The sequence below is a fragment of the Mycolicibacterium obuense genome (genome assembly GCF_055397605.1).
The window spans coordinates 3,800,493-3,823,522 of the sequence record NZ_AP043663.1 but is presented as its reverse complement, the minus strand read 5'-3'; the positions used below and the strand labels follow the sequence as shown (position 1 = coordinate 3,823,522).

At 69.4% G+C, this 23,030-nt stretch carries 19 protein-coding genes; 12 read left to right on the top strand and 7 right to left on the bottom strand.

What is annotated here, in order from left to right:
• Positions 1 to 102: 102 nt before the first annotated feature.
• The gene (locus tag ACZ50N_RS18135; protein WP_046362626.1) at positions 103 to 678 is read left to right on the top strand and encodes a DUF3558 domain-containing protein; all 576 of its coding nucleotides are present in this window, start codon (positions 103 to 105) and stop codon (positions 676 to 678) included.
• Positions 675 to 1,223: a DUF3558 domain-containing protein gene (locus tag ACZ50N_RS18130; RefSeq protein ID WP_046362625.1), complete on the top strand. Its 549-nt coding sequence runs from the start codon at positions 675 to 677 to the stop codon at positions 1,221 to 1,223. Before ACZ50N_RS18135 ends, ACZ50N_RS18130 begins: the two co-directional genes overlap by 4 nt.
• Here ACZ50N_RS18130 and ACZ50N_RS18125 read toward each other — a convergent pair.
• Positions 1,220 to 1,726 (bottom strand): SixA phosphatase family protein, encoded by a 507-nt coding sequence (locus ACZ50N_RS18125; RefSeq protein WP_464473458.1) that lies wholly within the window; start codon positions 1,724 to 1,726, stop codon positions 1,220 to 1,222. The two genes, ACZ50N_RS18130 and ACZ50N_RS18125, sit on opposite strands and share 4 nt — an antisense overlap.
• A 116-nt stretch (positions 1,727 to 1,842) precedes the next feature.
• Between ACZ50N_RS18125 and ACZ50N_RS18120 the strand changes: the two genes are divergently transcribed.
• Positions 1,843 to 2,991, top strand: coding sequence for a metallophosphoesterase family protein (locus ACZ50N_RS18120; RefSeq protein WP_048422003.1), 1,149 nt, complete (start codon positions 1,843 to 1,845; stop codon positions 2,989 to 2,991).
• Positions 2,988 to 5,654 (top strand): AAA family ATPase, encoded by a 2,667-nt coding sequence (locus ACZ50N_RS18115; RefSeq protein WP_464473457.1) that lies wholly within the window; start codon positions 2,988 to 2,990, stop codon positions 5,652 to 5,654. Before ACZ50N_RS18120 ends, ACZ50N_RS18115 begins: the two co-directional genes overlap by 4 nt.
• A gap of 4 nt (positions 5,655 to 5,658) precedes the next feature.
• On the opposite strand, the gene ACZ50N_RS18110 is transcribed toward ACZ50N_RS18115, so the two are convergent.
• Together ACZ50N_RS18110 and ACZ50N_RS18105 are read right to left on the bottom strand one after the other, a co-directional pair.
• Entirely contained in the window at positions 5,659 to 7,014 is a 1,356-nt protein-coding gene (locus ACZ50N_RS18110; protein ID WP_133414190.1) for an LLM class flavin-dependent oxidoreductase, read from the bottom strand.
• Positions 7,015 to 7,027: 13 nt separating this feature from the next.
• A complete protein-coding gene (locus tag ACZ50N_RS18105) occupies positions 7,028 to 8,251 on the bottom strand; it encodes an acyl-CoA dehydrogenase family protein (RefSeq protein WP_464473456.1) in 1,224 nt (407 codons plus the stop codon).
• 133 nt (positions 8,252 to 8,384) lie between these two features.
• On the opposite strand from ACZ50N_RS18105, the gene ACZ50N_RS18100 reads away from it, so the two are divergent.
• Positions 8,385 to 9,653, top strand: a complete 1,269-nt coding sequence (locus ACZ50N_RS18100) for an alpha/beta hydrolase (protein WP_464473455.1) — start codon at positions 8,385 to 8,387, stop codon at positions 9,651 to 9,653.
• On the opposite strand, the gene ACZ50N_RS18095 is transcribed toward ACZ50N_RS18100, so the two are convergent.
• The 4 genes from ACZ50N_RS18095 to ACZ50N_RS18080 are packed head-to-tail and all read right to left on the bottom strand — an operon-like array spanning position 9,640 to position 13,812.
• Complete coding sequence (locus ACZ50N_RS18095; protein WP_464473454.1) at positions 9,640 to 11,658, bottom strand: dipeptide ABC transporter ATP-binding protein; 2,019 nt, start codon at positions 11,656 to 11,658, stop codon at positions 9,640 to 9,642. The two genes, ACZ50N_RS18100 and ACZ50N_RS18095, sit on opposite strands and share 14 nt — an antisense overlap.
• Positions 11,655 to 12,560, bottom strand: a complete 906-nt coding sequence (locus ACZ50N_RS18090; RefSeq protein WP_464473453.1) for an oligopeptide ABC transporter permease OppC — start codon at positions 12,558 to 12,560, stop codon at positions 11,655 to 11,657. Before ACZ50N_RS18090 ends, ACZ50N_RS18095 begins: the two co-directional genes overlap by 4 nt.
• A complete protein-coding gene (locus ACZ50N_RS18085; protein WP_464470369.1) occupies positions 12,557 to 13,534 on the bottom strand; it encodes an oligopeptide ABC transporter permease OppB in 978 nt (325 codons plus the stop codon). Before ACZ50N_RS18085 ends, ACZ50N_RS18090 begins: the two co-directional genes overlap by 4 nt.
• Before the next feature lie 35 nt (positions 13,535 to 13,569).
• Positions 13,570 to 13,812: a hypothetical protein gene (locus tag ACZ50N_RS18080; RefSeq protein WP_046361349.1), complete on the bottom strand. Its 243-nt coding sequence runs from the start codon at positions 13,810 to 13,812 to the stop codon at positions 13,570 to 13,572.
• Between the two features lie 149 nt (positions 13,813 to 13,961).
• Here ACZ50N_RS18080 and ACZ50N_RS18075 point away from each other — a divergent pair, with 149 nt between their 5' ends.
• The 7 genes from ACZ50N_RS18075 (at position 13,962) to cysD (ending at position 23,029) form a co-directional block, all read left to right on the top strand.
• Positions 13,962 to 14,666, top strand: a complete 705-nt coding sequence (locus ACZ50N_RS18075) for a response regulator transcription factor (protein WP_464475671.1) — start codon at positions 13,962 to 13,964, stop codon at positions 14,664 to 14,666.
• Positions 14,644 to 16,236, top strand: coding sequence for a sensor histidine kinase (locus ACZ50N_RS18070; protein WP_464473452.1), 1,593 nt, complete (start codon positions 14,644 to 14,646; stop codon positions 16,234 to 16,236). Before ACZ50N_RS18075 ends, ACZ50N_RS18070 begins: the two co-directional genes overlap by 23 nt.
• A 97-nt stretch (positions 16,237 to 16,333) precedes the next feature.
• Positions 16,334 to 18,151, top strand: a complete 1,818-nt coding sequence (locus ACZ50N_RS18065) for a glycosyltransferase family 39 protein (protein ID WP_464473451.1) — start codon at positions 16,334 to 16,336, stop codon at positions 18,149 to 18,151.
• 32 nt (positions 18,152 to 18,183) lie between these two features.
• A complete protein-coding gene (locus ACZ50N_RS18060; protein ID WP_464475670.1) occupies positions 18,184 to 19,461 on the top strand; it encodes a bifunctional glycosyltransferase family 2/GtrA family protein in 1,278 nt (425 codons plus the stop codon).
• Positions 19,458 to 21,380: an ArnT family glycosyltransferase gene (locus tag ACZ50N_RS18055; protein WP_464473450.1), complete on the top strand. Its 1,923-nt coding sequence runs from the start codon at positions 19,458 to 19,460 to the stop codon at positions 21,378 to 21,380. The genes ACZ50N_RS18060 and ACZ50N_RS18055 overlap by 4 nt, the downstream gene beginning before the upstream one ends.
• 63 nt (positions 21,381 to 21,443) lie before the next feature.
• Complete coding sequence (locus ACZ50N_RS18050; RefSeq protein ID WP_464473449.1) at positions 21,444 to 21,935, top strand: beta-class carbonic anhydrase; 492 nt, start codon at positions 21,444 to 21,446, stop codon at positions 21,933 to 21,935.
• 164 nt (positions 21,936 to 22,099) lie between these two features.
• The gene (cysD, locus tag ACZ50N_RS18045) at positions 22,100 to 23,029 is read left to right on the top strand and encodes a sulfate adenylyltransferase subunit CysD (RefSeq protein ID WP_464473448.1); all 930 of its coding nucleotides are present in this window, start codon (positions 22,100 to 22,102) and stop codon (positions 23,027 to 23,029) included.
• The last annotated feature ends 1 nt before the right edge of the window (position 23,030 follow it).

Genomic DNA, 23,030 nt, shown 5'->3' with positions numbered 1-23,030 from the left:
CACCCCCGTGAGAGGCCCCCTGTGCGGCGCGATACCTGAGAATACTGTGAATTGGCAGGTCAATCGGCCTGTCGGTGGTTGACCCCAACCCCTGCCGCTACAGTGCATGGCGTGACCCGCAGCCCCCGCAGAATCCGACGGCCCGCGAAAGCGCTCGCCGTTGCTGCCGCGGCCGTGCTTCCGGTGCTGGCCGGGTGTTCCAACGACCAGCCCACCTCGCCGACGGTGCCGTCAAGCGACGCGCCGGCCGCAGCCGCCAAACACGGCCCGTTCTTCCCGCAGTGCGCCGGCATCAGCGATCAGGAGATCGCGAAGCAGACGCAGGTGCCGGGGCTGGTCAACACCGCGACGAACTCCGCGGGCTGTCAGTGGCTGACCAACGGCAGCATCGTCGGCCCGCACTTCTCGTTCACCTGGTTCCGGGGCAGCCCGATCGGACGTGAGCGCAAGACCGAGGAGCTCTCGCGCACCAGCGTCGAGGACATCAACATCGAGGGCCACGACGGATTCATCGCCTCCAACGAGGATCCGATCCTGGGCGTCAACCTGTGTGAGATCGGCATCGGCTTCGACGATGACTTCATCGAGTGGTCGATCAGCTATGCGCAGAAGCCGTTCCCGGATCCGTGCGATGTCGCCAAGGAACTCACCCGCCAATCGATTGTGAACTCCAAATGAGCGTTCGACGGGGACGGGCGGTGGCCGCAGCCGGCGCGGCAGCGCTCGTGCTGCTGACCGGCTGCACGCAGACAGTCGAGGGCACGGCGGCCAAGTCGGGCGCCGGCGATGTGCCGCGCAACAACAACTCCGAGCGTCAGTACCCGAACCTGCTCAAAGAGTGCGACGTGCTGACCCAGGACATCCTGGCGCAGACGGTCGGCGCCGATCCGCTCGACATCCAGAGCACGTTCGTCGGCGCGGTGTGCCGCTGGCAGGCCGCCAATCCGGCGGGGCTGGTCGACATCACGCGATTCTGGTACGAGCAGGGCGATCTCGAGAACGAGCGCAAGACCGCCCAGCAGCTGAACTATCAGATCGAGAACCGGTCGATTGCCGGCATCCAGTCCTTCGTGATGCGGCCGAACGATCCCAACGGTGCGTGCGGTGTGGCCAGTGACGCCGCGGGTGTGGTGGGCTGGTGGATCAACCCGCAGGCGCCGGGCATCGACGCCTGCGGCATGGCGGTCAAGCTGATGGAACTGACGCTGGCCACCCGCGCCTAGCGCGCGACGTGGAAATCGACCAGCTCGGCACTGCCGAGTTGCAGCTCAGCCCACGGTGCGCCGACCCGCAGCACCGCGATCGCCGACGTCGGATATTTCGCCGAGATCTGCTGCGCGGCATTGCTGTTGGCGGTTGCTTCATCGGCCAGGCTCAGCGCCAGCGATGACATCACCGGCTCGTGCCCGACCACCAGCAGCGTGGCCACGTCGTCTGCCAGCCCGTTGATCTCCTCGATGACAATGCCCGGGCTGGCCTCGTAGAGCCGGTCGGAGAAGGTCGCCGGCGCGGTGATGCCGCTGCGCTCCAGCGTCTGGCGGGTCCGCGTCGCCGACGAGCACAACACAGCCTCGACCGGTGAGAGGTTGGCGCGGATCCAGTCTCCGGCCAGCGCGGCTTCGCGCTCGCCGCGTGGCGCCAGCGGCCGCCGGTGATCCGACACCCCGTCGGGATAGTCCGATTTGGCGTGTCGCATCAGCACCAGCGTGCGTGTTCCGTCGCTCATGAGAGATAACCGTAGGCCATCTCGGTGCGCATCCCCGGACTTGTCGGCGGCCCGCCCTAGACTTCCGATGCACTCGCCACGAGCCCGCCGAACACCAGGAAAGGACGGTCATCCGCATGCGATTCCTGCACACCGCCGACTGGCAGCTCGGCATGACGCGGCACTTCCTCAGCGGTGAGGCGCAGCCCCGCTACTCGGCGGCGCGGCGCGCGGCGGTCCGGGCACTGGGGGCGCTGGCAGCCGAAACCGGCGCCGAGTTCGTCGTGGTCGCGGGTGACGTGTTCGAGCACAATCAGCTGGCACCGCGGGAAGTCAGCCAGTCGCTCGAGGCCATGCGCGGCATTGGTGTCCCTGTCTATCTGTTGCCCGGCAACCACGATCCACTCGATGCGGCGTCGGTCTACACCAGCGCGCTGTTCACGGCCGAGCGCCCCGACAACGTCATCGTGCTCGACCGCCCCGGCGTTCACGAGGTGCGGCCGGGTCTGGAACTGGTCGCCGCGCCGTGGTCGTCGAAATTCCCCACCACCGACCTCGTCGGCCAGGTGCTCGACGGGCTGGCGGCCGACGGGGTGACGCGCATCGTCGTCGGGCACGGTGCGGTCGACATCCTGGTGCCGGACAAAGATCGCGCGTCGCTGATCGCGCTGGCGTCGGTCGAGAGCGCGATCGCGCGTGGCGCCGTGCACTATGTCGCGTTGGGAGACAAGCATTCTGTGCTCGACGTCGGATCGTCGGGACGCATCTGGTACTCAGGGTCACCCGAGGTGACGAACTTCGACGACGTCGAACCGAAACCTGGTCACGTGCTGGTCGTCGACGTCGACGAGACGGCCTCGCATCGGCCGGTGCGCGTGGATCCGCGCCCCGTCGGCACGTGGCGGTTCCTGTCGCTGCGACGCGGCGTCGACGACAGCCGCGACGTCGCCGATCTGGACATCAACCTCGATCTGATGCCGGACAAGGACCGCACGGTGATCCGGCTCGGGCTGACCGGCTCGATGACCGTCACCGACAAGGCGGCCCTCGACCTGTGCCTGGACCGCTACGCCCGCCTGTTCGCCGCCCTGATCCCGTGGGATCGGCACACCGACATCGCCGTGATGCCCGCCGACGGGGAATTCGACGATCTGGGCATCGGCGGTTTCGCCGCCTCCGCGGTGCAGGAGCTGGTGTCGACGGCCCGCTCGTCCGGGGAGGACGCCGAGGACGCCCGCGCCGCCCTCGCCCTGCTTCTGCGCCTGACCGAAGGAGGGGCGGCGTGAAGCTGCACCGGTTGACGCTGACCAACTATCGCGGAATCACCCACCGCGACATCACGTTTCCCGACAGTGGGGTCATCGTGATCAGCGGCGCCAACGAGATCGGTAAATCATCGATGCTCGAGGCGCTCGACCTGCTGCTCGAGTCGAAAGATCGCTCCACGAAGAAGGACGTCAAGCAGGTCAAGCCCACGCACGCCGATGTCGGTGCCGAGGTCACGGCCGAGATGTCCACCGGCGCTTATCGATTCGTCTATCGCAAGCGGTTCCACAAGAAGCCCGAGACCGAGCTGACGATCCTGGCGCCCCGTCGCGAACAGCTCACCGGTGACGAGGCGCACGAGCGCGTGCGCGCGATCCTCGCCGAGACGGTCGATCTCGATCTGTGGCAGGCGCAGCGGGTGATCCAGGCGGCGTCGACGTCGGCGACCGAGCTCTCGGGATGCGATGCGCTTTCGCGTGCTCTCGACGTCGTCGCGGGCGAGGTCGATGACACGCCCGCCGGAGCAGGTCCCGCTGATGCCCTGCTGGTGGACCGGATCGACGAGGAGTACCGGCGCTACTTCACTGCCACCGGTAGGCCCACCGCCGAGTGGCTGGCGGCCATCAACCGGCTCAAGGCCGCTGACGAAGACGTGGCCCGCTGCGCGGCGGCGATCGCCGAAGTCGACGAGGCGGTCCGCCGGCACGCCACGCTGACCGTCGACCTAGAGATGGCGACGCGCGAAAAGAACAGCACGGCAATCAAAGTCGCCGCTGCCCAGCAGTCTGCCGATGCCGTGGCGACGCTTACAGCGCAGCTCGAGCAGGCGCGGGTCCGCGCGGAGGCAGCAGCATCGACCCACGCGGCGTCGCTGGCGACGCTGACCGAGCGGCGGCGCACCCGCGCCGAGGTCGACGAACGGATCGCGGCCGTGGCGCGCCTGCGCACCGACGCCGAATCGGCGGCCGAGGATGCGGCTACCGCGCGGGAGATGCGGGCGGCCGCGGAAGCGACGGCCGCGGCAGCGAAGACGGATCTGCAGCGGTGCAAGGAGCGTGTCGACGCCGCCCACGCCGCGGTCGCGCTGCTGGCCGACCGAGAAGAAGCCGATCGGCTCAGCGCCCGGATCGCCACGATCGAGCGGCACCAGCGCGAACTCGACGCTGTGCGTCGCGATCTGGCACGCATCACGGTGACCGCGGAGTCGATGACGATGCTCGAGAAGGCGGCAGCAGCGGTCGAGCGGGCCGCGGCTGCGGTCGAGCAGACCTCGGCGCGCATCGAGGTGGTCGCGGAGGCCGACGTCGACGTGGCGATCGACGGGACTCCGGTACCGCTGGCGCCGGGTCAGACGTGGACGACATCGGTATCGGGTGCGACGGGTATCGACGTGCCCGGCGTGCTGTCGGTGCGCGTGATCGCCGGCGCGACGGCCGCCGGCACGCAGGCCGCGTTCGACCGTGCGCAGGAGACGCTGGCCGCGGCGCTGCGCGAGGTGGGGGCGCCGGACCTCGAGACGGCACGGGCGCTCGGGACTCGTCGCCAGGAGCTGCTGGCGAGCAGCAAGCAGATCACCGCGGTGCTCGAGGCGCTCGCCGCCGACGACTCGGTCGAGATCCTGCGATCCCGGTTGGCTTCGGTGCAGGAACGACTGCTCACAGGCCACGACCACGACGGCGGCCTGTTCGACGCCCCGTCGACCGAAAGTCCGCTCGATCCGAAGGCGCAGCGGCTCGAGCTGGTCGAAGCGACCGCCGCCCACCAGCAGGCGCTACGCGAATGCGATACGCACATCAAGGTCGCTGAGGGCGCCGCGACCCTGCTCGCCGAACGTGAGATGCGTTCGGCCCGGCTGTCGGAAAAGCTCGGTGTGGTGGCCGAGGAGCTGGCCGCCGCCGAGCAGCGACTCGCTCAGGCACGCGCCGCGGTCCCGGACGAGGAGCTGGCCGTCACGGTCCAATCCCATGCCGAGGTGGCGGCAGCGGCGCAGTCCGGAGTCGATCGACTCGGCGAGGAGCTGGCGAGCCATCAGCCCGACCTGGTCACTGCACGCCTGGCCGAGGCGCGCAGTGCCGCAGCGCGGGCGGCCGCCCGCTGCGATGACGTCGTCGAGGCGCTGCGCGACGTCGCCGCCCAGCTGAAGGTGTTCGGGACCGAGGGCCGCAAGGGCCGGCTCGATACCGCGGAAACCGAGCGCCAACATGCGGCCGCCGACCACGAGCGGGTGCAACGCCGGGCGCGCGCCGCGCAGCTGCTGCGCACAGTGATGGGTCGGCACCGTGACGCGATGCGCTCGCGCTACGTCGATCCGTTCCGCGGCGAGGTGGAACGGTTGGGCCGCATCGTGTTCGGCGACACCTTCGAGGTGGATGTCGACAGCGACCTGCGCATCGGGCACCGGACCCTGTCAGGGCGCACCGTGCCGTACGACTCGTTGTCGGGCGGTGCGAAGGAGCAGCTGGGCATCGTGGCCCGGCTGGCCGGCGCGGCACTGGTCGCCAAGGACGACACCGTGCCGGTCGTGATCGATGACGCGCTGGGCTTCACCGATCCCGACCGGCTGACCCGGATGGCCGAGGTGTTCGACGCCGTGGCCGGCGACGGGCAGGTCATCATCCTGACGTGCAGTCCCCAGCGCTACGCCGGCGTGCAGACGGCGCGCCACATCGAACTGGTGTCGTGAGCGGCTAGCTCACCGACTGCAGGCGGTGGGGTACGTCGAAGCTCGCGGGCGCCAGGCCGAGATGGTCCCGCAGCGTCGTGCCCGTGTACTCGGTGCGAAACAGGCCGCGCCGCTGCAGTTCCGGGACCACGGCGTCGACGAAGTCGTTGAACGTGCCCGGGGTCTGGGCGGCCGACACCATGAAGCCGTCCGCTTCGCCGGCCCGGAACGACTCTTCGATCTGGTCGGCAACCTGTTCCGCAGTGCCGACGAACTGTGGCAGCAGCACCCCCTGGGCATACCAGTTGCCGATATCGCGCAGCGTCAGGTTGTCCCGGTCGGCCACCCGGCGGGCGGTGTCGAACAGTCCCTGAGTGCCCGTCACGGTGATGTCCTCGACCGGCGCGTCCAGGTCGTATCGGGAGAAGTCGTGGTCGGTGTGCACCGACAACGTGATCAGTCCCGACACCGGGTCCGCCAGCTCGTTGTGGAAGGCCTGTTTCTCCCGCGCGATCGACTCGGTTTCGCCGATGAACGGCAGGAACGCCGGGAAGATCAAGACCTGGTCGGGGTCGCGGCCCAGATCCGATGCGCGGGACTTGATGTCGTCGTAGTAGGCGCGCCGACCTTCCGGGGTGGGATCGATCTCGAAGATCGCCTCGGCCCACCGCGCGGCGAAGTCTCTGCCGGTCGGCGAGGAGCCGGCTTGGATCAGCACCGGCCGGCCCTGCGGCGAGCGCGGCACATTGAGCGGTCCGCGGGTCCGGAAGTACTCACCGGCATGGTCGATCCGGCGCACCCGGTCCGGGTCGGCGAACACCCCGGACGCCTTGTCGAGAACCAGCGCATCGGGGTCCCAACTCGACCAGAGTTCCAGCGCGGTGCGGACGAATTCGTCGGCCCGCAGGTACCGGTCGTCGTGCCCGAGATGGTCGTCGTGCCCGAAGTTCTGGGCCTCGCTCTGGGTGAGCGAGGTGACGATGTTCCACGCCACCCGGCCCGCCGTGATGTGATCCAGGCTGGCGAAGATGCGCGCCAACTCGTAGGGGTGGAAATAGGTGGCGGACTTCGTGATCGCGACGCCCAGCTTAGACGTGACGGCCCCGATGCTCGCGGCCACGATCGACGGGTCGAGGGTCGCCGTGGCCTGCGTGCCGCGGCGGAGCGGTTCGCTGATGTCGTCGCCGTAGCGGACCGGCGCGGCCAGCAGGTCGGCGAAGAACACGAAGTCGAACTTCCCGCGTTCCAGGATGCGCCCGATGCGGTGGTAGTAGTCCGGCGTGGTGAACCGTGTGTCGCTGGCCGGGTGCCGCCAGGCGGCATGCGAGTGGGTGACCTGTGACGCGATCTGGAATCCGCCCAGGTGCAGCTGACGTGTCATGCCTGTGTCCCGTTCAGAAGTAGGCGTTGGCCGGAAGTGCGGTGCCGTGCAACAGGTTCTGGCCGATGGCGCGCGCCTTCAGCCCGACCGGGTTGTGCAGCGTGATCGTGCGGATGTTGCGCCAGTGCCGGTCCAGGTTGCGGCTGCGGCTCGCCGCGCTGGCCCCGCCCAATTCGAGCAGGCGCGTCGCAGCCTCCGGGGCCACCGCGTCCAAGTGCACCTTGACCTTGGCGACCTTGAGCTGCGCCGCGGTGGCCAGCTCGGCATCGGGCACACGGTCCTCGCCGTAGGACTCGGTGGCGGCTTCGATCGCCGCGGCCGCATCGAGCACCGCCGCCCGGGCGATCGCCGCGGTGCTGGCGATCTCGCCGAGCTGGCGCTGCAGCAGCGGGTCGTCGGTGGGCCGTTCGGTCACCGCGTGGCTGAAACTGCGCTCGCGTGACCGGAGCAGGGTCACCCCGTCGTCGACCACCGACTCCAGGATGCCGGCGACGACCGCGTGGATGAACAGCTGCAGCGACGCGTACTGCACGGTCGGCTGGGGCTCCGCGTCGTACGGGGTGTCGCTGAGCACCTCGTCTTCGGACACCGCGACCCCGGTGAACACGGTCGTGCCGGTGCCGGTGCGGCGCTGACCGAAACCGTCCCAGTCGTCGATGATCTGCACGCCGTCCCGATCGGCGGGCACCACCACCGTCGCCACCGAGTCATGGTCAGTGGTGGCGGTGACGGTCAGGTAGTCGGAGAACAGCGTGCCGGTGCTGTAGAACTTCTCCCCGTCGAGCCGGTAGCCCTGCTCAGCGGGCAGCAGCCGGGTGTTGAACACCAGGCTGCCCACCGCGTTGCCGCCCTTCTCGCTGAACGCATTACCGAAGGTCTTCCCCTGAGCCACCGTCGACAGCCACTCGGCCGAGAGCGGATCGGAGCCATCGTGGGAGGTGCGCAACCTCTCCTCGACGAACCAGAAGTGCGTGCGGAAGATGTGCGCCACGATCGGGTCCGCCCGCGCGACGTCGATGATGGCCGAGAACAGTTGCGTCACCGACAATCCGGGGCCGCCGAAGGCGGCGGGCAGGCGCAGGGTGCCGAAGCCGGCACGCTTCAGCGCGGCCACCTGCTCGACGGGATTCTCGTCGTTGCGGTCGCGGTCGGCGGCCCCGGCGGCGATGTCGCGCAGCAGCGCGGCGAAAGCGTCGGAGTCGGGTAGCAGGGCGGTGGAGCGGTCCAGAGAGGTCATGCTGGAGATTCCTACCGGCGCGTGGGCCGGGTGCCACGGCTTTGGCTCAGCTCGAACCGAACCTCGAACTGAACCTCCGGCCGAAGCCGGCCCGCGTGGCCCGCAGGTCGGACCGGGGGCAGAATGGATCGCGATGACGATGAACGCCAAGCGTCGGCGTGCGCACGCCAAGCTGGCCGCGCTGCCGGGCGTGCGCCCTGTCCGGCGTCCGTTCGGCACCGGAGCAGCCACCGGTTCATCTGATGAATTCGACGTCTACTACGTACGCACCGGACGGAAATCCGCGCATCCGCTGCTGGTCATCCCGGGCGGTCCCGGGGCTGCCTCTGTTGCTCTCTACCGGGCGTTTCGGCGGCGTGCCGCGCTGGCCGGGCTCGACGTGATCATGGTCGAGCACCGCGGCGTGGGGCTCTCCCGGCATGACGACGCGGGTCACGATCTACCTCCCGAGGCGATCACGGTCCGAGCTGCGGTCGACGATCTCGCGGCGGTGCTCGACGACGCCCACGTCGACAAGGCGATCGTCTACGGCGCCTCGTACGGCACCTATCTGGCCGCGGGCCTCGGCGTGGCACATCCCGAGCGCGTGCACTCCATGGTGCTCGACTCACCGTTGCTGTCGGCCGGCGACATCGCCGAGGTGCGGGCCCAGACGCGCCGCGTGCTGTGGGACGGGACCGAGCCCGGTACCTCGGACCTGGCGGCCAAGGTGCGTCGACTGGTGGAAGCGGGGGTGGTCACCAGCAAAGACGTCCAGCTCATCGGCGACATGTACGGCGTGGCCGGCCCGGAGGTGCTGTGCCGGCAACTCGACCTGCTTCTCGCCGGGCATGACTGGCTGTGGGCGGCGGTCGGCTTCGGCGCCCGCAACCTGTTGGAGCGCAAGACGCCCTATCAGCACGAGCCCGACCTCGTCGAGCGCATCGCCTATCGCGAGTTGAACTACGGCGCCGAGCCGGACGGGCTGCCTCTGGATCCGGCTATCGCGTTGCGTGAAATGGCCACTGGTGACGTCGAATTCGTCGCCGAGCCCTACGATCTCGTGTCTGCGATGCCGCAGTTCCGTTGGCCCACCGCCGTGCTCTCCGGCGGCCGCGACCTCACCACCCCGCCGGGAGTCGCGCACCGGGTCGTCGACCTCATCCCCGACGCGGAACTGGTCGATCTGCCCACCGCCGGGCACAGCATGCTCGACACGCGCGAGCACGCCGCGCTGCAGGTGTGCCGCGCGGCCGCACAGGGGCAGGTCGCCGAACTGGGCTCGCGCGGGACGGAACTGGACAAGCTGTCGGCGAACCTCACGGTGCGGTTGCTGGTCGGCGCGATCCGGCTGGCAGCTCGGGCCGAAGGCACGGTGCCCGACGTGGTGCCGCGGGCGGTCCGTCAGGTCACCCCTTCATGAAGCCGATCGCGGTGTAGTTGAGGTCGCCGATGCCGGCCGGGCCGTAGTTGGCCAGCGTGGCCCGGACGGCGACGTTGCCGGGAGCCTGGAACAGCGGCAGGCTGTGCACCTCCTGCCAGATCATCGTGTCGAGCTCGTTGGCCTGCGTGCGGGCCTTTGCGGCGTCGAGCTCGGAGAGTGTCTGCTCGATCTTCGCGTCGATCTCGGGACTGCCGATCTTGCCGTAGTTGCTCTCACCCGCCGACGCGTATGCCTGGGTCAGGCTCGACAGCGCGAATGCGTCCGCGGCCCAGGAAAATTGAACGATGTCGAAGTTGCCGGGGGTGACGAAGTCGGTGAAAAGTTTGCCGCCGGCGGCCGGCACCAGCTGCAGGTCGAGCAGTAGGTTGATGATGCCGGCCTGGATCGACACGTCCAGCGCCGAGACGGGTTCGTCGAGCGCGAGGATCTTCGGCTGCAACGCCAGCGCGCGGGCGATGCCGATGCGCTGCTTCTGGCCGCCGGAGAATTCGGCCGGATAGCGGGTGGCGTCCTCGCGGCGCAGCCCGACCAGCGTCAGCAATTCGGCCACCCGGTCTGCGGTGGTTATTTTGTCAGACCCATTGGCCTGCAACGGCTCTGCGAGAACGTCGGACACCGGAAGTCGTGGATCCAGGGACGCGACCGGATCCTGGAACACCACCTGCAGGTCGCCGCGCAGTGCGCGGCGCGCGCGGCGGTCCAGCGAGGCGACATCGGCGCCGAGCACCTCGATGCTGCCCTGCTGCGGCGCGGTCAGGCTCAGGATCTGGTGCAGCGTGGTCGATTTGCCGGAGCCGGACTCGCCGACGATGCCCAGCGTGCGACCCTGCCGCACCGACAGGTCGACCCCGTCGACCGCGCGGACCTCGCCCACGCGGCGCCGCAACACCACGCCCTTGGTCAGCGGGAAGGTCTTGACCAGGTCGCGCACCGACACGACAACAGGCGCCTCGGCGTCACCGACGGAGCGCACGGGGTCGGTGCTCACGCCGTAGATGTCGGCTGCGCTGCGGCCGGCGACCTCCTCGTGCCGGATGCAGGCGACCCGGTGGTCGGGGCCGACAGCGCTCAGCTCCGGCTCGGCGGCGCTGCACTCCGCGACGGCCAGCGGGCAGCGCGGCGTGAACGGACATCCGGTGGGCAACGCTGACAGCGACGGGGGAGCGCCCGGGATCGGCACCAGACGGGCGCCTTGCCGGGCCTCCAGCCGCGGGACGGACCCCAAAAGCCCGGCGGTGTAGGGCATTCGGCGTCGGGTGTACAGGTCGGCGACCGGCGCGGTCTCGACGGCGCGGCCCGCGTACATGACCAACGCACGGTCGGCGAACTCGGCGACCACGCCGAGGTCGTGGGTGATGATCAGCACGCCGGCGCCGGTGACGTCACGCGCCGTGCGCAGCACGTCGAGGATCTGCGCCTGCACCGTGACGTCGAGCGCAGTCGTGGGCTCGTCGCAGATCAAGAGATCGGGGTCGTTGGCGATCGCGATCGCGATGACCACGCGCTGACGTTCCCCGCCGGAGAGCTCGTGGGGGAACGCGGCGGCCCGACGCGCGGGCTGCGCGATGCCGACGAGGTCGAGGAGCTCCACTGCTCGGGCCCGCGCGGCCTGGCGGGTGACGTCGCGGCGATGGATGCGGATCGCCTCGGCGATCTGGTCCCCGACGGTGTAGACCGGGGTGAGCGACGACATCGGGTCCTGGAAGACGGTGCCGATCTTCGCCCCGCGGATGCGCGACATCGCGGCATCGGTTTCGGTGAGCAGTTCGGTGCCGTGCAAGCGGACGGAGCCGGATACCTCGGCGTACTCCGGCAGCAGGCCGACCACGGCCATCGCGCCTGCCGACTTGCCGGCTCCGGATTCGCCGACCAGCGCGACGACCTCTCCGGAGGCGACGTCGTAGTCGAGGCCGCGCACGGCGGCCACCCGTTCGGTGTCGGTGGGGAATGTGACGGTCAGGTCGCGCACCTGCAGCAGGGTCATCGGCGTGACCTCCGTCGGGTCAACCGGGCCGGGCGCACACCGGGATCCAGCGCGTCGCGCAACCCGTCGCCGATGAGATTGGCGCACAACACGATCAGCACCAGGATGCCGGCGGGGAACAGGAAGACCCACGGGAACGTCGTCACCGAGGCGGTGCCGGCGGCGATCAGCGTGCCCAGCGAGACGTCGGGCGGCTGCACGCCGAAACCCAGGAAGCTCAGGCCGGTTTCGGCCAAGATCGCGACACCGACGTTGAGCGTGGTGTCGATGATCAGGATCGATGCCACATTGGGCACGATGTGCCGGGCGATGATGCGCGTGTTGCTGACCCCCATGTAGCGTGCGGCCGCGACGAATTCGCGGTCGCGCAGGCTCATCGTCAGGCCACGCACCATGCGGGAGCTGATCATCCAGCTGAACGCGGCGAGCAGCACGATCAACCACACCACCGTGCCTGCGCCCCGCGTGCTCGGGGTGACGATCGCGATCAGGATGAAGCCCGGCACCACGAGCAGCAGGTCGACGAACCACATCAGCGCGGTGTCGCGCCAGCCGCCGAAGTACCCGGCGACCGCGCCGACGGTCGCGGCCACCAGCGTGGAGATCACCGCGACGCAGACGCCGATCACCATCGATTTCTGCATGCCGCGCAGGGTCTGGGCGAGCAGGTCCTGGCCGAGTGCGTTGGTGCCGAACCAGTGCTGCGGCGACGGTGGCTGCTGCAGCGCGTAGTAGTCCAGATCGGTGTAGGAGTAGGGCAGCAGTGGCGGCAGCGCCCAGCACCCCACGAACAACACGACCAGCACCACGGCCGACACCATCGCGGGCCGGTTGCGGCGGAAGCGGCGCCACACCAACGTCCGTCGCGACACGAAGTCCTGGGTCGAATCCTGAACGGTCACGAGGCACGCACCCGCGGGTCGAGGGCGGCGTAGAGGACATCGGAGAGCAGGCCGCCCAGCAGGATCGTCGTCCCCGAGAACACCGTGAACGCGACCACGATGTTGGTGTCCTGGGCGGCGATGCCCTGCACGAACCACTCACCCATGCCGTGCCAGCCGAAGATCTTTTCGACGAACACCGCACCGGTCACCAGACCACTGATGCCGTAGGCGAACAACGTCGCCATCGGGATCAACGCCGTGCGCAGACCGTGCCGGAACAACGCCTGGCGCCGCGTCAGCCCCTTGGCTCGGGCGGTCCGGATGAAATCCTGACCGAGTACATCGAGCATCGCGTTGCGTTGATAGCGGCTGAAACCCGCGATCGAGGTCAGCGCCAGCGTCGCCGTCGGCAGCACCAGATGCTGCAGCCGGTCGACGAACTGGTTCCACCCACCGCCGACCGCGTCGATCGACGTCTCCCCGGTGTACTCGAACAGCTGCACGCCGAGCACCGAGTTCACCTTCAACGCCGCCAGGATCAGCAGGTTGGCGATCACGAACGTGGGGGCGCTGATGATCAGTAACGAGAGCACGGTGATGACGCGGTCGGACAGCCGGTACTGGCGAACCGCGCCCCAGGCACCTACGACCACGCCGATGATCGTGCCGAGCACCGAACCGATGATCACCAGCCGCAGGCTCACCCCGACGCGTCGCCACAGTTCGTCGGTCACCGGCTGGCCCGTGACCGTGGTGCCGAAGTCGCCGCGGACTGCCCCGGACACCCAGTCGACGTAGCGGATCGGGATCGGTTGGTCGAGGCCGAGCTCGGCGGCCTTCGCGTCGATCACCGCCTGCGGGGGGCGCGGGCTGCGCTCGAGCAGGCTGTCCAGCGGATGGAACGTCAGTGAGGTCAGCGTAAACGCCAGGAACGAGGCGAGGGCGAGCAGCACCAGGTAGTTGAGCAGCCGCCGCGCCAGAAAGCGGGTCATCCGGCGGGTCCGCCTCGGGGCTGCATCCGGACAGGTTATGAGATCGCGGCGCCTCCTGCGTGGCCGCGCTCCGGCGCGCCTTCTCCGGACATGTCGACCATGAACGGGCCGGGGAAATGTCCGTGACTGCGTGCGGCGTGGATTGCCGCGCCGCCCAGCCCGCCGATCACTGCCGCGATCGCGACCGCGGCAGCGATCTCGCGGGCCCGTCGCCGGCGCGGCTCCGGACCGGGGGCTGCCCACGCTCCGTCGTCGAGTGCGGCTGTTGGTTCGGTCATGGCCCCAGGATGGCCGCCCCAGATGTGTGCCGGCTGTGTGTCTGCCTCACAGCGGGCGCATAGCTTCGACACAGCCCGGCCAAATCGTGCGCGCACATAATGGGGTGGTGACCTCACCTCCCAGCGAAACCGACGCCGCGCGGGTGGTGATGCGTCGTGCCGACGGCAGCCCGGTGCACGTGCTCGTCGTCGACGACGAACCGGTGCTGGCCGAGCTGGTGTCGATGGCGCTGCGCTACGAGGGGTGGGAGATCTCGACCGCCGGCGACGGCGCCAACGCGATCGCGACGGCACGGGAGAACCCACCCGACGTGGTCGTGCTCGACGTGATGCTGCCGGACATGAGTGGTCTGGACGTTCTACATCGCCTCCGTGAACAGATCCCCGGGCTACCGCTGCTGCTGCTCACCGCCAAGGATTCGGTGGAGGACCGCATCGCCGGGCTGACCGCTGGCGGCGATGACTACGTCACCAAGCCGTTCAGCATCGAAGAGGTCGTGCTGCGGTTGCGAGCACTGCTGCGCCGCACCGGGGTGAGCACCGAGGCCGCCGGGGCGACGATCGTGGTCGGGGATCTGGTGCTCGACGAAGACAGTCACGAGGTGACCCGTGCGGGGGAGCCGATCACGCTGACCGCCACCGAGTTCGAGCTGCTGCGGTTCATGATGCGCAATGCCAAGCGGGTGCTCAGCAAGGCGCAGATCCTGGACCGGGTGTGGAGCTATGACTTCGGCGGACGGTCCAACATCGTCGAGTTGTACGTGTCGTATCTGCGCAAGAAGATCGACAGCGGCCGGGAGCCGATGATCCACACGCTGCGCGGCGCCGGGTATGTCCTCAAGCCCGCACGCTGACGGGGAGGCCGCCACGCGGGGCCGCGTCCTCGCACCTCGGACCTGGTCGCTGCGCGTGCGGTTGGCCGTCACCCAGATGGTGCTGTTGGCCGTCGTCATCGCGAGCATCGGCGTCGCCACCGAGTTCGCGCTGCAGCGCTTCCTGTCCCACCAGCTCGACGAGCAACTCGTCGAGGCGGGCCGGCGCTCGGTCGCGATCTTCGATCTGCCGCCGCCGGTGTTCGTGCCAGGCACCCCGGACTGGGAGGAGCGCCGGCGGTTCGACCCCGAGGTGGGGCCCGGTCCTGGGTTCCTCAATGCGCCCGGCCAGGCCACCCGCACCGTCGGCGCTGTGGTGACGCCAGGCCGCGACACCGACGCCGGTGTCATCACCGCCGACGGTGGGCGCTCGGCGATCAGCGAGACCGCCACCGAGCAGCTGGCCGCTGTACCGCCGGATCACACTCCGAGGACCGTCACCCTCGACGGGTTGGGGCGCTACCGCGTCATCGGGCTGCACGACCGCCGCGGCGGGACCCAGACGATCGTCACCGGGCTGCCGACGGCGGTGGTCGACGACACCCTGCTGTGGGTGCTCGGCATGTTCTGTGTCGTCGCGCTGCTCGCCCTGATCGCCGCCGCGTTCGCGGGCATCGCGATCGTCCGACGCCAGCTGGCACCGCTGTCCCGGGTGGCGTCGGCGGCGCGCGACGTGGCCGACCTCGAGCTCGACCGCGGCGAGGTGAACCTGCCGACGCCGATCGTCGCGGTCGACCCAGAGGCCGCGCACACCGAGGTCGGGCGGCTCGGCTCGGCGCTGAACCGGATGCTCGACCGGATCGCCGGCGCGTTGTCGGCGCGGCACGCCAGCGAAACCCGCATCCGCCAGTTCGTCGCCGACGCAAGCCACGAGCTGCGCACCCCGCTGGCCGCGATCCGCGGCTACACCGAGCTCGCGCAGCGCCGCCGCGCCGACCTGCCCGACGACGTCGCCCACGCGATGAACCGGGTGGAGTCCGAGACGCAGCGGATGACGCGGTTGGTCGAGGACATGCTGTTGCTCGCCCGGCTGGATGCGGGCCGCCCGCTGGAGCGGGAGCCGGTGGATCTGACCCGGTTGGTCGTCGACGCGGTCAGCGACGCCCACGCCGCCGGACCCGACCACGAATGGGAGCTCGACCTACCCGACGAGCCCGTCGCGGTCCCCGGTGACGAGGCGCGGCTGCACCAGGTGCTGGCCAATCTGCTGGCCAACGCGCGCATCCACACTCCGCCGGGCACCACGGTCACGACATCGCTGGCTGAAGCCGGTGATGACCTGGGGAAAAATGTGGTGCTGACCGTCGTCGACGACGGTCCGGGTATTCCGGACTCGCTGCAGCCGGAGGTGTTCGAACGCTTCGCGCGCGGCGATTCCTCACGCTCCCGCCGCGGCGGCAGCACCGGTCTGGGCCTGGCGATCGTGTCTGCTGTGGTGCGTGCCCACGACGGCACGATCTCGGTTCGCAGTGTGCCCGGCCGCACGGAGTTCGTCGTGACCCTTCCTGTGAATTCACAGCCAAGGCACAGCGGGGACCAATCGGGCGCCTAGCGGGGCCGAACATGATCGAACGGTGACCGTGCTGACGTCGGGGCCCGAGGCTGCGCCCAACCCCGGCGAGCAGACACGAACTGGACTATTTCGCGGTGTGTCTGCTCGACTTCGCGTCTGCTCGCCGGGGCTGGCGGTGCTCCTTCTCAGCACCGCCGTGCTGTATCTGTGGAACCTCGGTGCCTCCGGGTGGGCCAACACGTTCTACGCCGCCGCGGTCCAAGCGGGATCGAGCAACGCGACCGCGATGCTGTTCGGCTCCAGTGACGCCGCCAACGCGATCACCGTCGACAAGACCCCGGCCGCGCTGTGGGTGATGGACGTTTCGGCGCGGGTGTTCGGCTTCTCACCGTGGAGCATGCTGGTGCCGCAGGCCCTCATGGGCGTGGCCGCCGTCGGGGTGCTCTACGCGGCTGTGCGCCGTGCCGCCGGACCCGGTGCCGCCCTACTGGCCGGCTGGATACTCGCGCTGACCCCGGTCGCCGCGCTGATGTTCCGGTTCAACAACCCCGACGCGCTTCTGGTGCTGATGCTGGTGCTCGGCGCGTACTGCACGCAGCGCGCCTGCGAGAAGGACGCGAGCAGGTGGTGGCTGGTCGCGGCGGGCGTGGCCGTCGGCGTCGGGTTCCTCGCGAAGATGCTGCAGGCACTGCTGGTGCTCCCCGCCTTCGCGCTGGCCTACCTGGTGGCCGGACCGTCAACGCTGCGCCGACGAGTGCTCGACCTCGGGCTCGCCGCGGGTGCGGTCGTGGTGTCGGCCGGCTGGTACATCGCGCTCGTCGAACTGTGGCCGGCCGATGCGCGGCCCTACATCGGTGGCTCGCAGCACAACAGCATTCTCGAATTGACGGTGGGCTACAACGGCTTCGGCAGGCTCACCGGCAACGAGACAGGGGGCCTGGGCAACCTCAACCACGACGTCGGCTGGGGACGGCTGTTCGGGTTCTCGATGGGCGCCGACATCGGTTGGCTCCTGCCTGCCGCGCTCGTCTGCACCGTCGCCGGCTTCGTCCTGACCCGCCGCGCGCCCCGCACCGATCCCACCCGGGCCGCGCTGATTCTGTGGGGCGGGTGGCTCGCCGTCACCGCTGTGGTGTTCAGCTACATGAACGGAATCGTCCACCCGTACTACACCGTGGCACTTGCTCCCGCGATCGCCGCGAGCGTCGGCATCGGCGCAACTCTGTTGTGGCGCAGTCGACGAGATCCGCGTGCGGTGAGTGCGATGGCCGCCACCGTCATGGTGACGGTGCTCCTGGCCGCGCAGTTGTTGTCGCGTGAGGCGGACTGGTTGCCGTGGTTGCGGATCGTGATCGTGATCGCCGGGGTGGGCGCTGCGGCGCTGATCCTCGCGAACTCGCGGCTGGGTCCGCGCGCGAGCCGGGCCGTCGCCGCGGTGGCTCTGCTGTGCTGCCTCGCGGCGCCCGCCGCGTACACGGTGGTCACCGCCGCGACCCCGCACTCCGGTGCCATCCCATCGGTCGGGCCCGCACGCACCGGCGGCTTCGGTTTCCCCGGCGGCGGTTTGCTGAGCTCACCGACCCCGCGCCCGGACCTCACCAGGGTGCTCGCTGCCGACGCCGATCAATTCACCTGGGCTGCAGCCGTTGTCGGCTCCAACAACGCCGCGGGCTACCAACTCGCGATCGATGCGCCGGTGATGGCGATCGGCGGATTCAACGGCACCGACCCGTCGCCGACATTGGCGCAGTTCGTCGACGACGTCGCTGCCGGGCGCATCCATTACTTCGTCTCCGGCCGCCTGATGACCATGGGCCGCGCGCCGGCCAGCGGATCCCAGGAGTCGGTGGCGATTCGCGATTGGGTGGCCACGAACTTCGTCGCGGAGACCGTCGACGGCACGGTGATCTACGACCTGACCGAGTCACAGCCGGCACATAGCTCCGGCCAATGATGAGCACACCTAAGCAGCACAAGATGAACACCATGACATGCACCGACATCGTGACCGAGACGGGTTCTGGCCGAATCCCCGGTGAGCGCCGACCCCACGCCGCCCGCATCGCGCGCACCACCGGGGCGCCGGTGCTCGACGTCGTCGTTCCCGTCTACAACGAGCAGGCCGTCCTGTCCGAGTCGGTGCACCGGTTGCACCGGTACCTGCGTGATGCGGTGCCTTTCCCGGCGCGCATCACCATCGCCGACAACGCCAGCACCGACGACACACCTCGCATCGCCGCGCGACTGGCCGCCGAGCTGAGCGACGTGCGCGTGGTACGCCTCGAAGAGAAGGGGCGGGGCCGGGCACTGCATCACGTGTGGTCGACGTCCGATGCGGCGGTGCTCGTCTACACCGACGTCGACCTGTCGACCGATCTGGCTGCGCTCGGACCCCTCGTGGCGCCGCTGATCTCCGGTCACTCCGACCTCGCGATCGGCACCCGACTGGCGCGCGGTGCGCACGTCACCCGCGGGCCGAAGCGCGAGATCATCTCCCGCTGCTACAACTTCATCCTCAAATCGACGCTGTCGGCCCGATTCTCCGATGCCCAGTGCGGGTTCAAGGCCATCCGGGCCGATGTGGCCGCCCGGCTTCTGCCCCACGTCGAGGACACCGGCTGGTTCTTCGACACCGAACTGCTGGTGCTCGCCGAGCGCAGCGGGCTGCGAATCCACGAGGTCCCCGTCGACTGGGTGGACGACCCGGACAGCCGCGTCGACATCGTCGCCACGGCCGCGGCCGACCTACGTGGCATCGGTCGCCTGCTGCGCGGGTTCGCCAGCGGCGCGATCCCGGTGAACATGATTGCCGCGCAACTGAGTTCGTCGCGGGAGGCGGCACCCCGATCACTGCTGCGCCAGGTGGTGCGGTTCGGGGCGATCGGGCTCGCCTCGACACTGGCCTACATCGCTCTGTTCGTGCTGCTACAGAACGACATCGGCGCCCAGTGTGCCAACCTGGTGGCCCTGTTGGTCACCGCGATCGGCAACACCGCGGCCAACCGGCGCTTCACCTTCGGGGTGCAGGGTCAGTCCGGGCTGGCCCGCCACCACGTCGAGGGTCTCCTCGTGTTCGGTATCGCGTTGGGCATCACCAGCGGATCGCTGAGCGTGCTCCACGCGGCGTCCGCAGAACCGAACCACGTGGTCGAACTCGTCGTGCTGATCGCGGCCAATCTGCTCGCCACCGTGGTTCGCTTCGTCCTGCTCCGCGGTTGGGTGTTCCATCCGCGCCGCGCCACCACCGAAGGGATCGCCCGATGACTCTCACCGACGACACCTCGGTCATGGCGGCATCGGTGCCGCCGCGCGAGCCGGCCACGCGCTGGCCCCGTGTCGCGCTCGCTGCTCTGCTGGCCGCGACCGCGGTGCTCTATCTCTGGGGCCTGGGCTCGGGCGGTTGGGCCAACGACTTCTACGCGGCCGCCGCGCAGGCCGGTACCCAGAACTGGAAAGCCTGGCTGTTCGCATCGCTGGACTCCGGCAACGCGATCACCGTCGACAAACCGCCGGTGTCGATCTGGTTCATGGCGCTGTCCGGCCGGCTCTTCGGCTTCACCCCCTTCACGATGCTGCTGCCGCAGGCCCTGATGGGTGTTGCTTCGGTGGGGGTGCTCTATGCCGCGGTGCGCCGCGTCAGCGGACCGGGTGCCGGTCTGATCGCCGGCGCCGCGCTGGCTGCGATGCCGGTCGCGGCGTCGATGTTCCGCTACAACAATCCCGACGCGCTGCTGGTGCTGCTGCTCGTTGTGGCTGGTTATCTGACGGTGCGTGCCATCGAGACCGGACGCACCCGATGGATGGTGGGCGCGGGAGTGGTCCTGGGCGTGGCATTCCTGACCAAGATGCTGCAGGCCTTCCTCGTGGTGCCCGGGCTGGCGCTCGCGTTCCTGGTCGCCGCGCCGATCGCGTTCTGGCCGCGGGTCCGCGCGTTGATCGCCGGTGGGGTCGCCATGGTGGCGACGGCCGGGCCGTTCCTGGCGCTGGTGGATCTGTGGCCGGCCGATTCCCGGCCCTACATCGGCGGGTCCACCGACAACTCGCTGCTGCAGCTCGCGCTGGGCTACAACGGGATTCAGCGGATTGCCGGCCGGGGCGAAGGCCCTGGCATGGGCCATGGTCCGGGAGGCGGCCCGGGTGGGGGACCCGGAGGCGAGGCGCACGTGTTCTTCGGCGGCACCCCGGGCATCGGCCGGATGTTCGGTCCGTCGTTCGGCGCTGAGGTGTCCTGGCTCCTGCCCGCGGCGCTGATCGGATTGGTCGCACTGCTGTGGTGGACCCGGCGCGCCGGGCGCACGTCGCCCCTGCGGGCGAGCCTGCTCCTGTGGGGCGGTTGGATGCTGGTGACCGCCGCCGTGTTCAGCTTCATGGACGGCACCATCCACCCGTACTACACGCTGGCGCTGGCGCCGGCCGTCGCCGCACTGGTCGGCATCTGCACTGTCGAGCTGTGGCGGGACAGGCACTCCGCGGCGGCGCGGGCAGTTCTCGCGGTGATGTCGGCGGGTACCGGAGTATGGGCCTTCGTCCTCCTCGGCCGGGCGCCCGGATGGCAGCCGTGGCTCCGTTGGGTGGTGCTGATCGGGTTGCTCGCGGTCGCTGCGCTGTTGGTGGCGGGTGTGCAGCGATGGGGTCGGTTCGCTGCGGCCGTGGCCGGCGCCGCGCTGATTCTCGGGGCTGCCGCACCCGCGGCTTATGCGATTGAGACGGCCGCGCATCCGGCGAAGGGTCCTGGCGCCATGGCGGGCCCGGCGGCCGCACACGCCGACCTCGGCGGATTCGGCGGGTTCGGCGGGTTCGGTGGGCCAGGCGGCCCCGGCGGCCCAGGAGGACCCGAGCGGGCGTCGGACAACGTCGCACTCCAGGATCTGGTGAGGGCCACCGACAATCGTTGGGCCGCAGCCACTGTCGGTTCGATGACGGCGGGCAGCCTGGAGCTGAGCACCGGCACGTCGGTGATGGCGATCGGCGGCTTCATGGGCAGCGACCCGTCGCCGACGTTGGCGCAATTCCAGCAGTACGTCGACGACGGTCAGGTGCGCTACTTCATCGCCGAGCAGCACCGTGGCCCCGGCGGCCCCCGGCCCGACAGCGGGGAAGCGGCAGAGATCACGGCGTGGGTGACGAAGAACTTCACTGCCCGCGACGTGGGCGGCGCCACGGTGTACGACCTCGCGCGCTGACGCTTTGCGCGCTGGCTGATTCTTAACCGTGACAGATCGGGGCTTCGTCTCTACGGTCGCGCCATGTCGGTGACTGACGAGTACCTGAAGAACAACGAGGAGTACGCGAAGACGTTCTCGGGGCCGCTGCCGCTCCCTCCCAGCAAGCACGTCGCCGTCGTCGCCTGCATGGACGCGCGCCTGGACGTGTACCGCATCCTCGGGCTGGCTGACGGCGAGGCACACGTGATCCGCAACGCCGGCGGCGTCGTCACCGACGATGAGATCCGCTCCTTGGCGATCAGCCAGCGTCTGCTCGGTACTCGGGAGATCATCCTGATCCACCACACCGACTGCGGCATGCTGACGTTCACCGACGACGAGTTCAAGCGCGCCATCCAGGAGGAGACCGGCATCAAGCCGGAATGGGCCGCCGAATCGTTCGGCGATCTCGACGAGGACGTCCGGCAGTCCCTGCGCCGCATCGACGCCAGCCCGTTCGTCACCAAGCACGAATCACTGCGCGGCTTTGTCTTCGACGTCGCGACCGGCAGGCTCTCGGAGATCACCCTGTAGCCGCCCCCGACCGTGGGGGTTGTGCACGCCCGCCGCCCGTTTCGCGTGCACAACCCCCACGCTCGCGTCCTCGACGCCCACCGTTGACACGCGCCGACCCGGCGATTACATTGCCCGATGATGATCGTAATTCCGGTCAAATCTACCAACTTTGCAGGGAAACCATGACGACGACCGAAGACACCGCGGTCAACGCGGGGCGCTACGAGCTGAGCCACCTGCGTGCGCTGGAAGCCGAAGCCATCCACATCATCAGGGAGGTGGCCGCCGAGTTCGAGCGGCCGGTGCTGCTGTTCTCCGGCGGCAAGGACTCCATCGTGATGCTGCACCTGGCGCTCAAGGCGTTCGCACCAGGCCGGCTGCCGTTCCCGGTGATGCACGTCGACACCGGCCACAACTTCGACGAGGTACTGCAGGCCCGCGACGACCTGGTCGCTCAATCGGGCGTGCGACTGGTAGTGGCCAGCGTGCAGGAGGACATCGACGCCGGCCGAGTGGTCGAGACGATCCCGTCGCGCAATCCGATGCAGACGTTCACGCTGCTGCGGGCCATCCGGGAGAACAAGTTCGACGCCGCGTTCGGTGGGGCGCGCCGCGACGAGGAGAAGGCGCGCGCCAAGGAGCGGGTGTTCAGCTTCCGCGACGAGTTCGGCCAGTGGGACCCGAAGAACCAGCGGCCCGAGTTGTGGAACCTCTACAACGGCCGGCACCGCAAGGGCGAGCACATCCGGGCCTTCCCGCTGTCGAATTGGACCGAGTTCGACATCTGGTCCTACATCGGCGCCGAGAAGATCGCGCTGCCGTCGATCTACTACGCGCATCAGCGCAAGGTGTTCGAGCGCGACGGCATGCTGCTCGCGATGCACAAGTTCCTGCAGCCGCGCAAGGAGGAGCAGGTGATCGAGAAGACGGTGCGGTTCCGCACCGTCGGCGACGTCACCTGCACCGGCTGCGTCGAGTCGACGGCCGCGACGGTCAGTGAGGTCATCGCCGAGACCGCGGTGTCGCGCCTGACCGAGCGGGGCGCGACGCGCGCCGACGACCGCATTTCGGAGGCGGGGATGGAAGACCGCAAGCGCGAGGGGTATTTCTGAC

What these genes read in the sequence shown, in the direction of transcription:
- ACZ50N_RS18130 (WP_046362625.1), top strand. Translation starts at nt 675, where the DNA reads ATGAGCGTTCGACGGGGACGGGCGGTGGCCGCAGCCGGCGCGGCAGCG.
- ACZ50N_RS18125 (WP_464473458.1), bottom strand. Translation starts at nt 1,726, where the DNA reads ATGAGCGACGGAACACGCACGCTGGTGCTGATGCGACACGCCAAATCG.
- ACZ50N_RS18120 (WP_048422003.1), top strand. Translation starts at nt 1,843, where the DNA reads ATGCGATTCCTGCACACCGCCGACTGGCAGCTCGGCATGACGCGGCAC.
- ACZ50N_RS18110 (WP_133414190.1), bottom strand. Translation starts at nt 7,014, where the DNA reads ATGACACGTCAGCTGCACCTGGGCGGATTCCAGATCGCGTCACAGGTC.
- ACZ50N_RS18105 (WP_464473456.1), bottom strand. Translation starts at nt 8,251, where the DNA reads ATGACCTCTCTGGACCGCTCCACCGCCCTGCTACCCGACTCCGACGCT.
- ACZ50N_RS18100 (WP_464473455.1), top strand. Translation starts at nt 8,385, where the DNA reads ATGACGATGAACGCCAAGCGTCGGCGTGCGCACGCCAAGCTGGCCGCG.
- ACZ50N_RS18095 (WP_464473454.1), bottom strand. Translation starts at nt 11,658, where the DNA reads ATGACCCTGCTGCAGGTGCGCGACCTGACCGTCACATTCCCCACCGAC.
- ACZ50N_RS18085 (WP_464470369.1), bottom strand. Translation starts at nt 13,534, where the DNA reads ATGACCCGCTTTCTGGCGCGGCGGCTGCTCAACTACCTGGTGCTGCTC.
- ACZ50N_RS18080 (WP_046361349.1), bottom strand. Translation starts at nt 13,812, where the DNA reads ATGACCGAACCAACAGCCGCACTCGACGACGGAGCGTGGGCAGCCCCC.
- ACZ50N_RS18075 (WP_464475671.1), top strand. Translation starts at nt 13,962, where the DNA reads ATGCGTCGTGCCGACGGCAGCCCGGTGCACGTGCTCGTCGTCGACGAC.
- ACZ50N_RS18070 (WP_464473452.1), top strand. Translation starts at nt 14,644, where the DNA reads ATGTCCTCAAGCCCGCACGCTGACGGGGAGGCCGCCACGCGGGGCCGC.
- ACZ50N_RS18060 (WP_464475670.1), top strand. Translation starts at nt 18,184, where the DNA reads ATGACATGCACCGACATCGTGACCGAGACGGGTTCTGGCCGAATCCCC.
- ACZ50N_RS18055 (WP_464473450.1), top strand. Translation starts at nt 19,458, where the DNA reads ATGACTCTCACCGACGACACCTCGGTCATGGCGGCATCGGTGCCGCCG.
- ACZ50N_RS18050 (WP_464473449.1), top strand. Translation starts at nt 21,444, where the DNA reads ATGTCGGTGACTGACGAGTACCTGAAGAACAACGAGGAGTACGCGAAG.
- cysD (WP_464473448.1), top strand. Translation starts at nt 22,100, where the DNA reads ATGACGACGACCGAAGACACCGCGGTCAACGCGGGGCGCTACGAGCTG.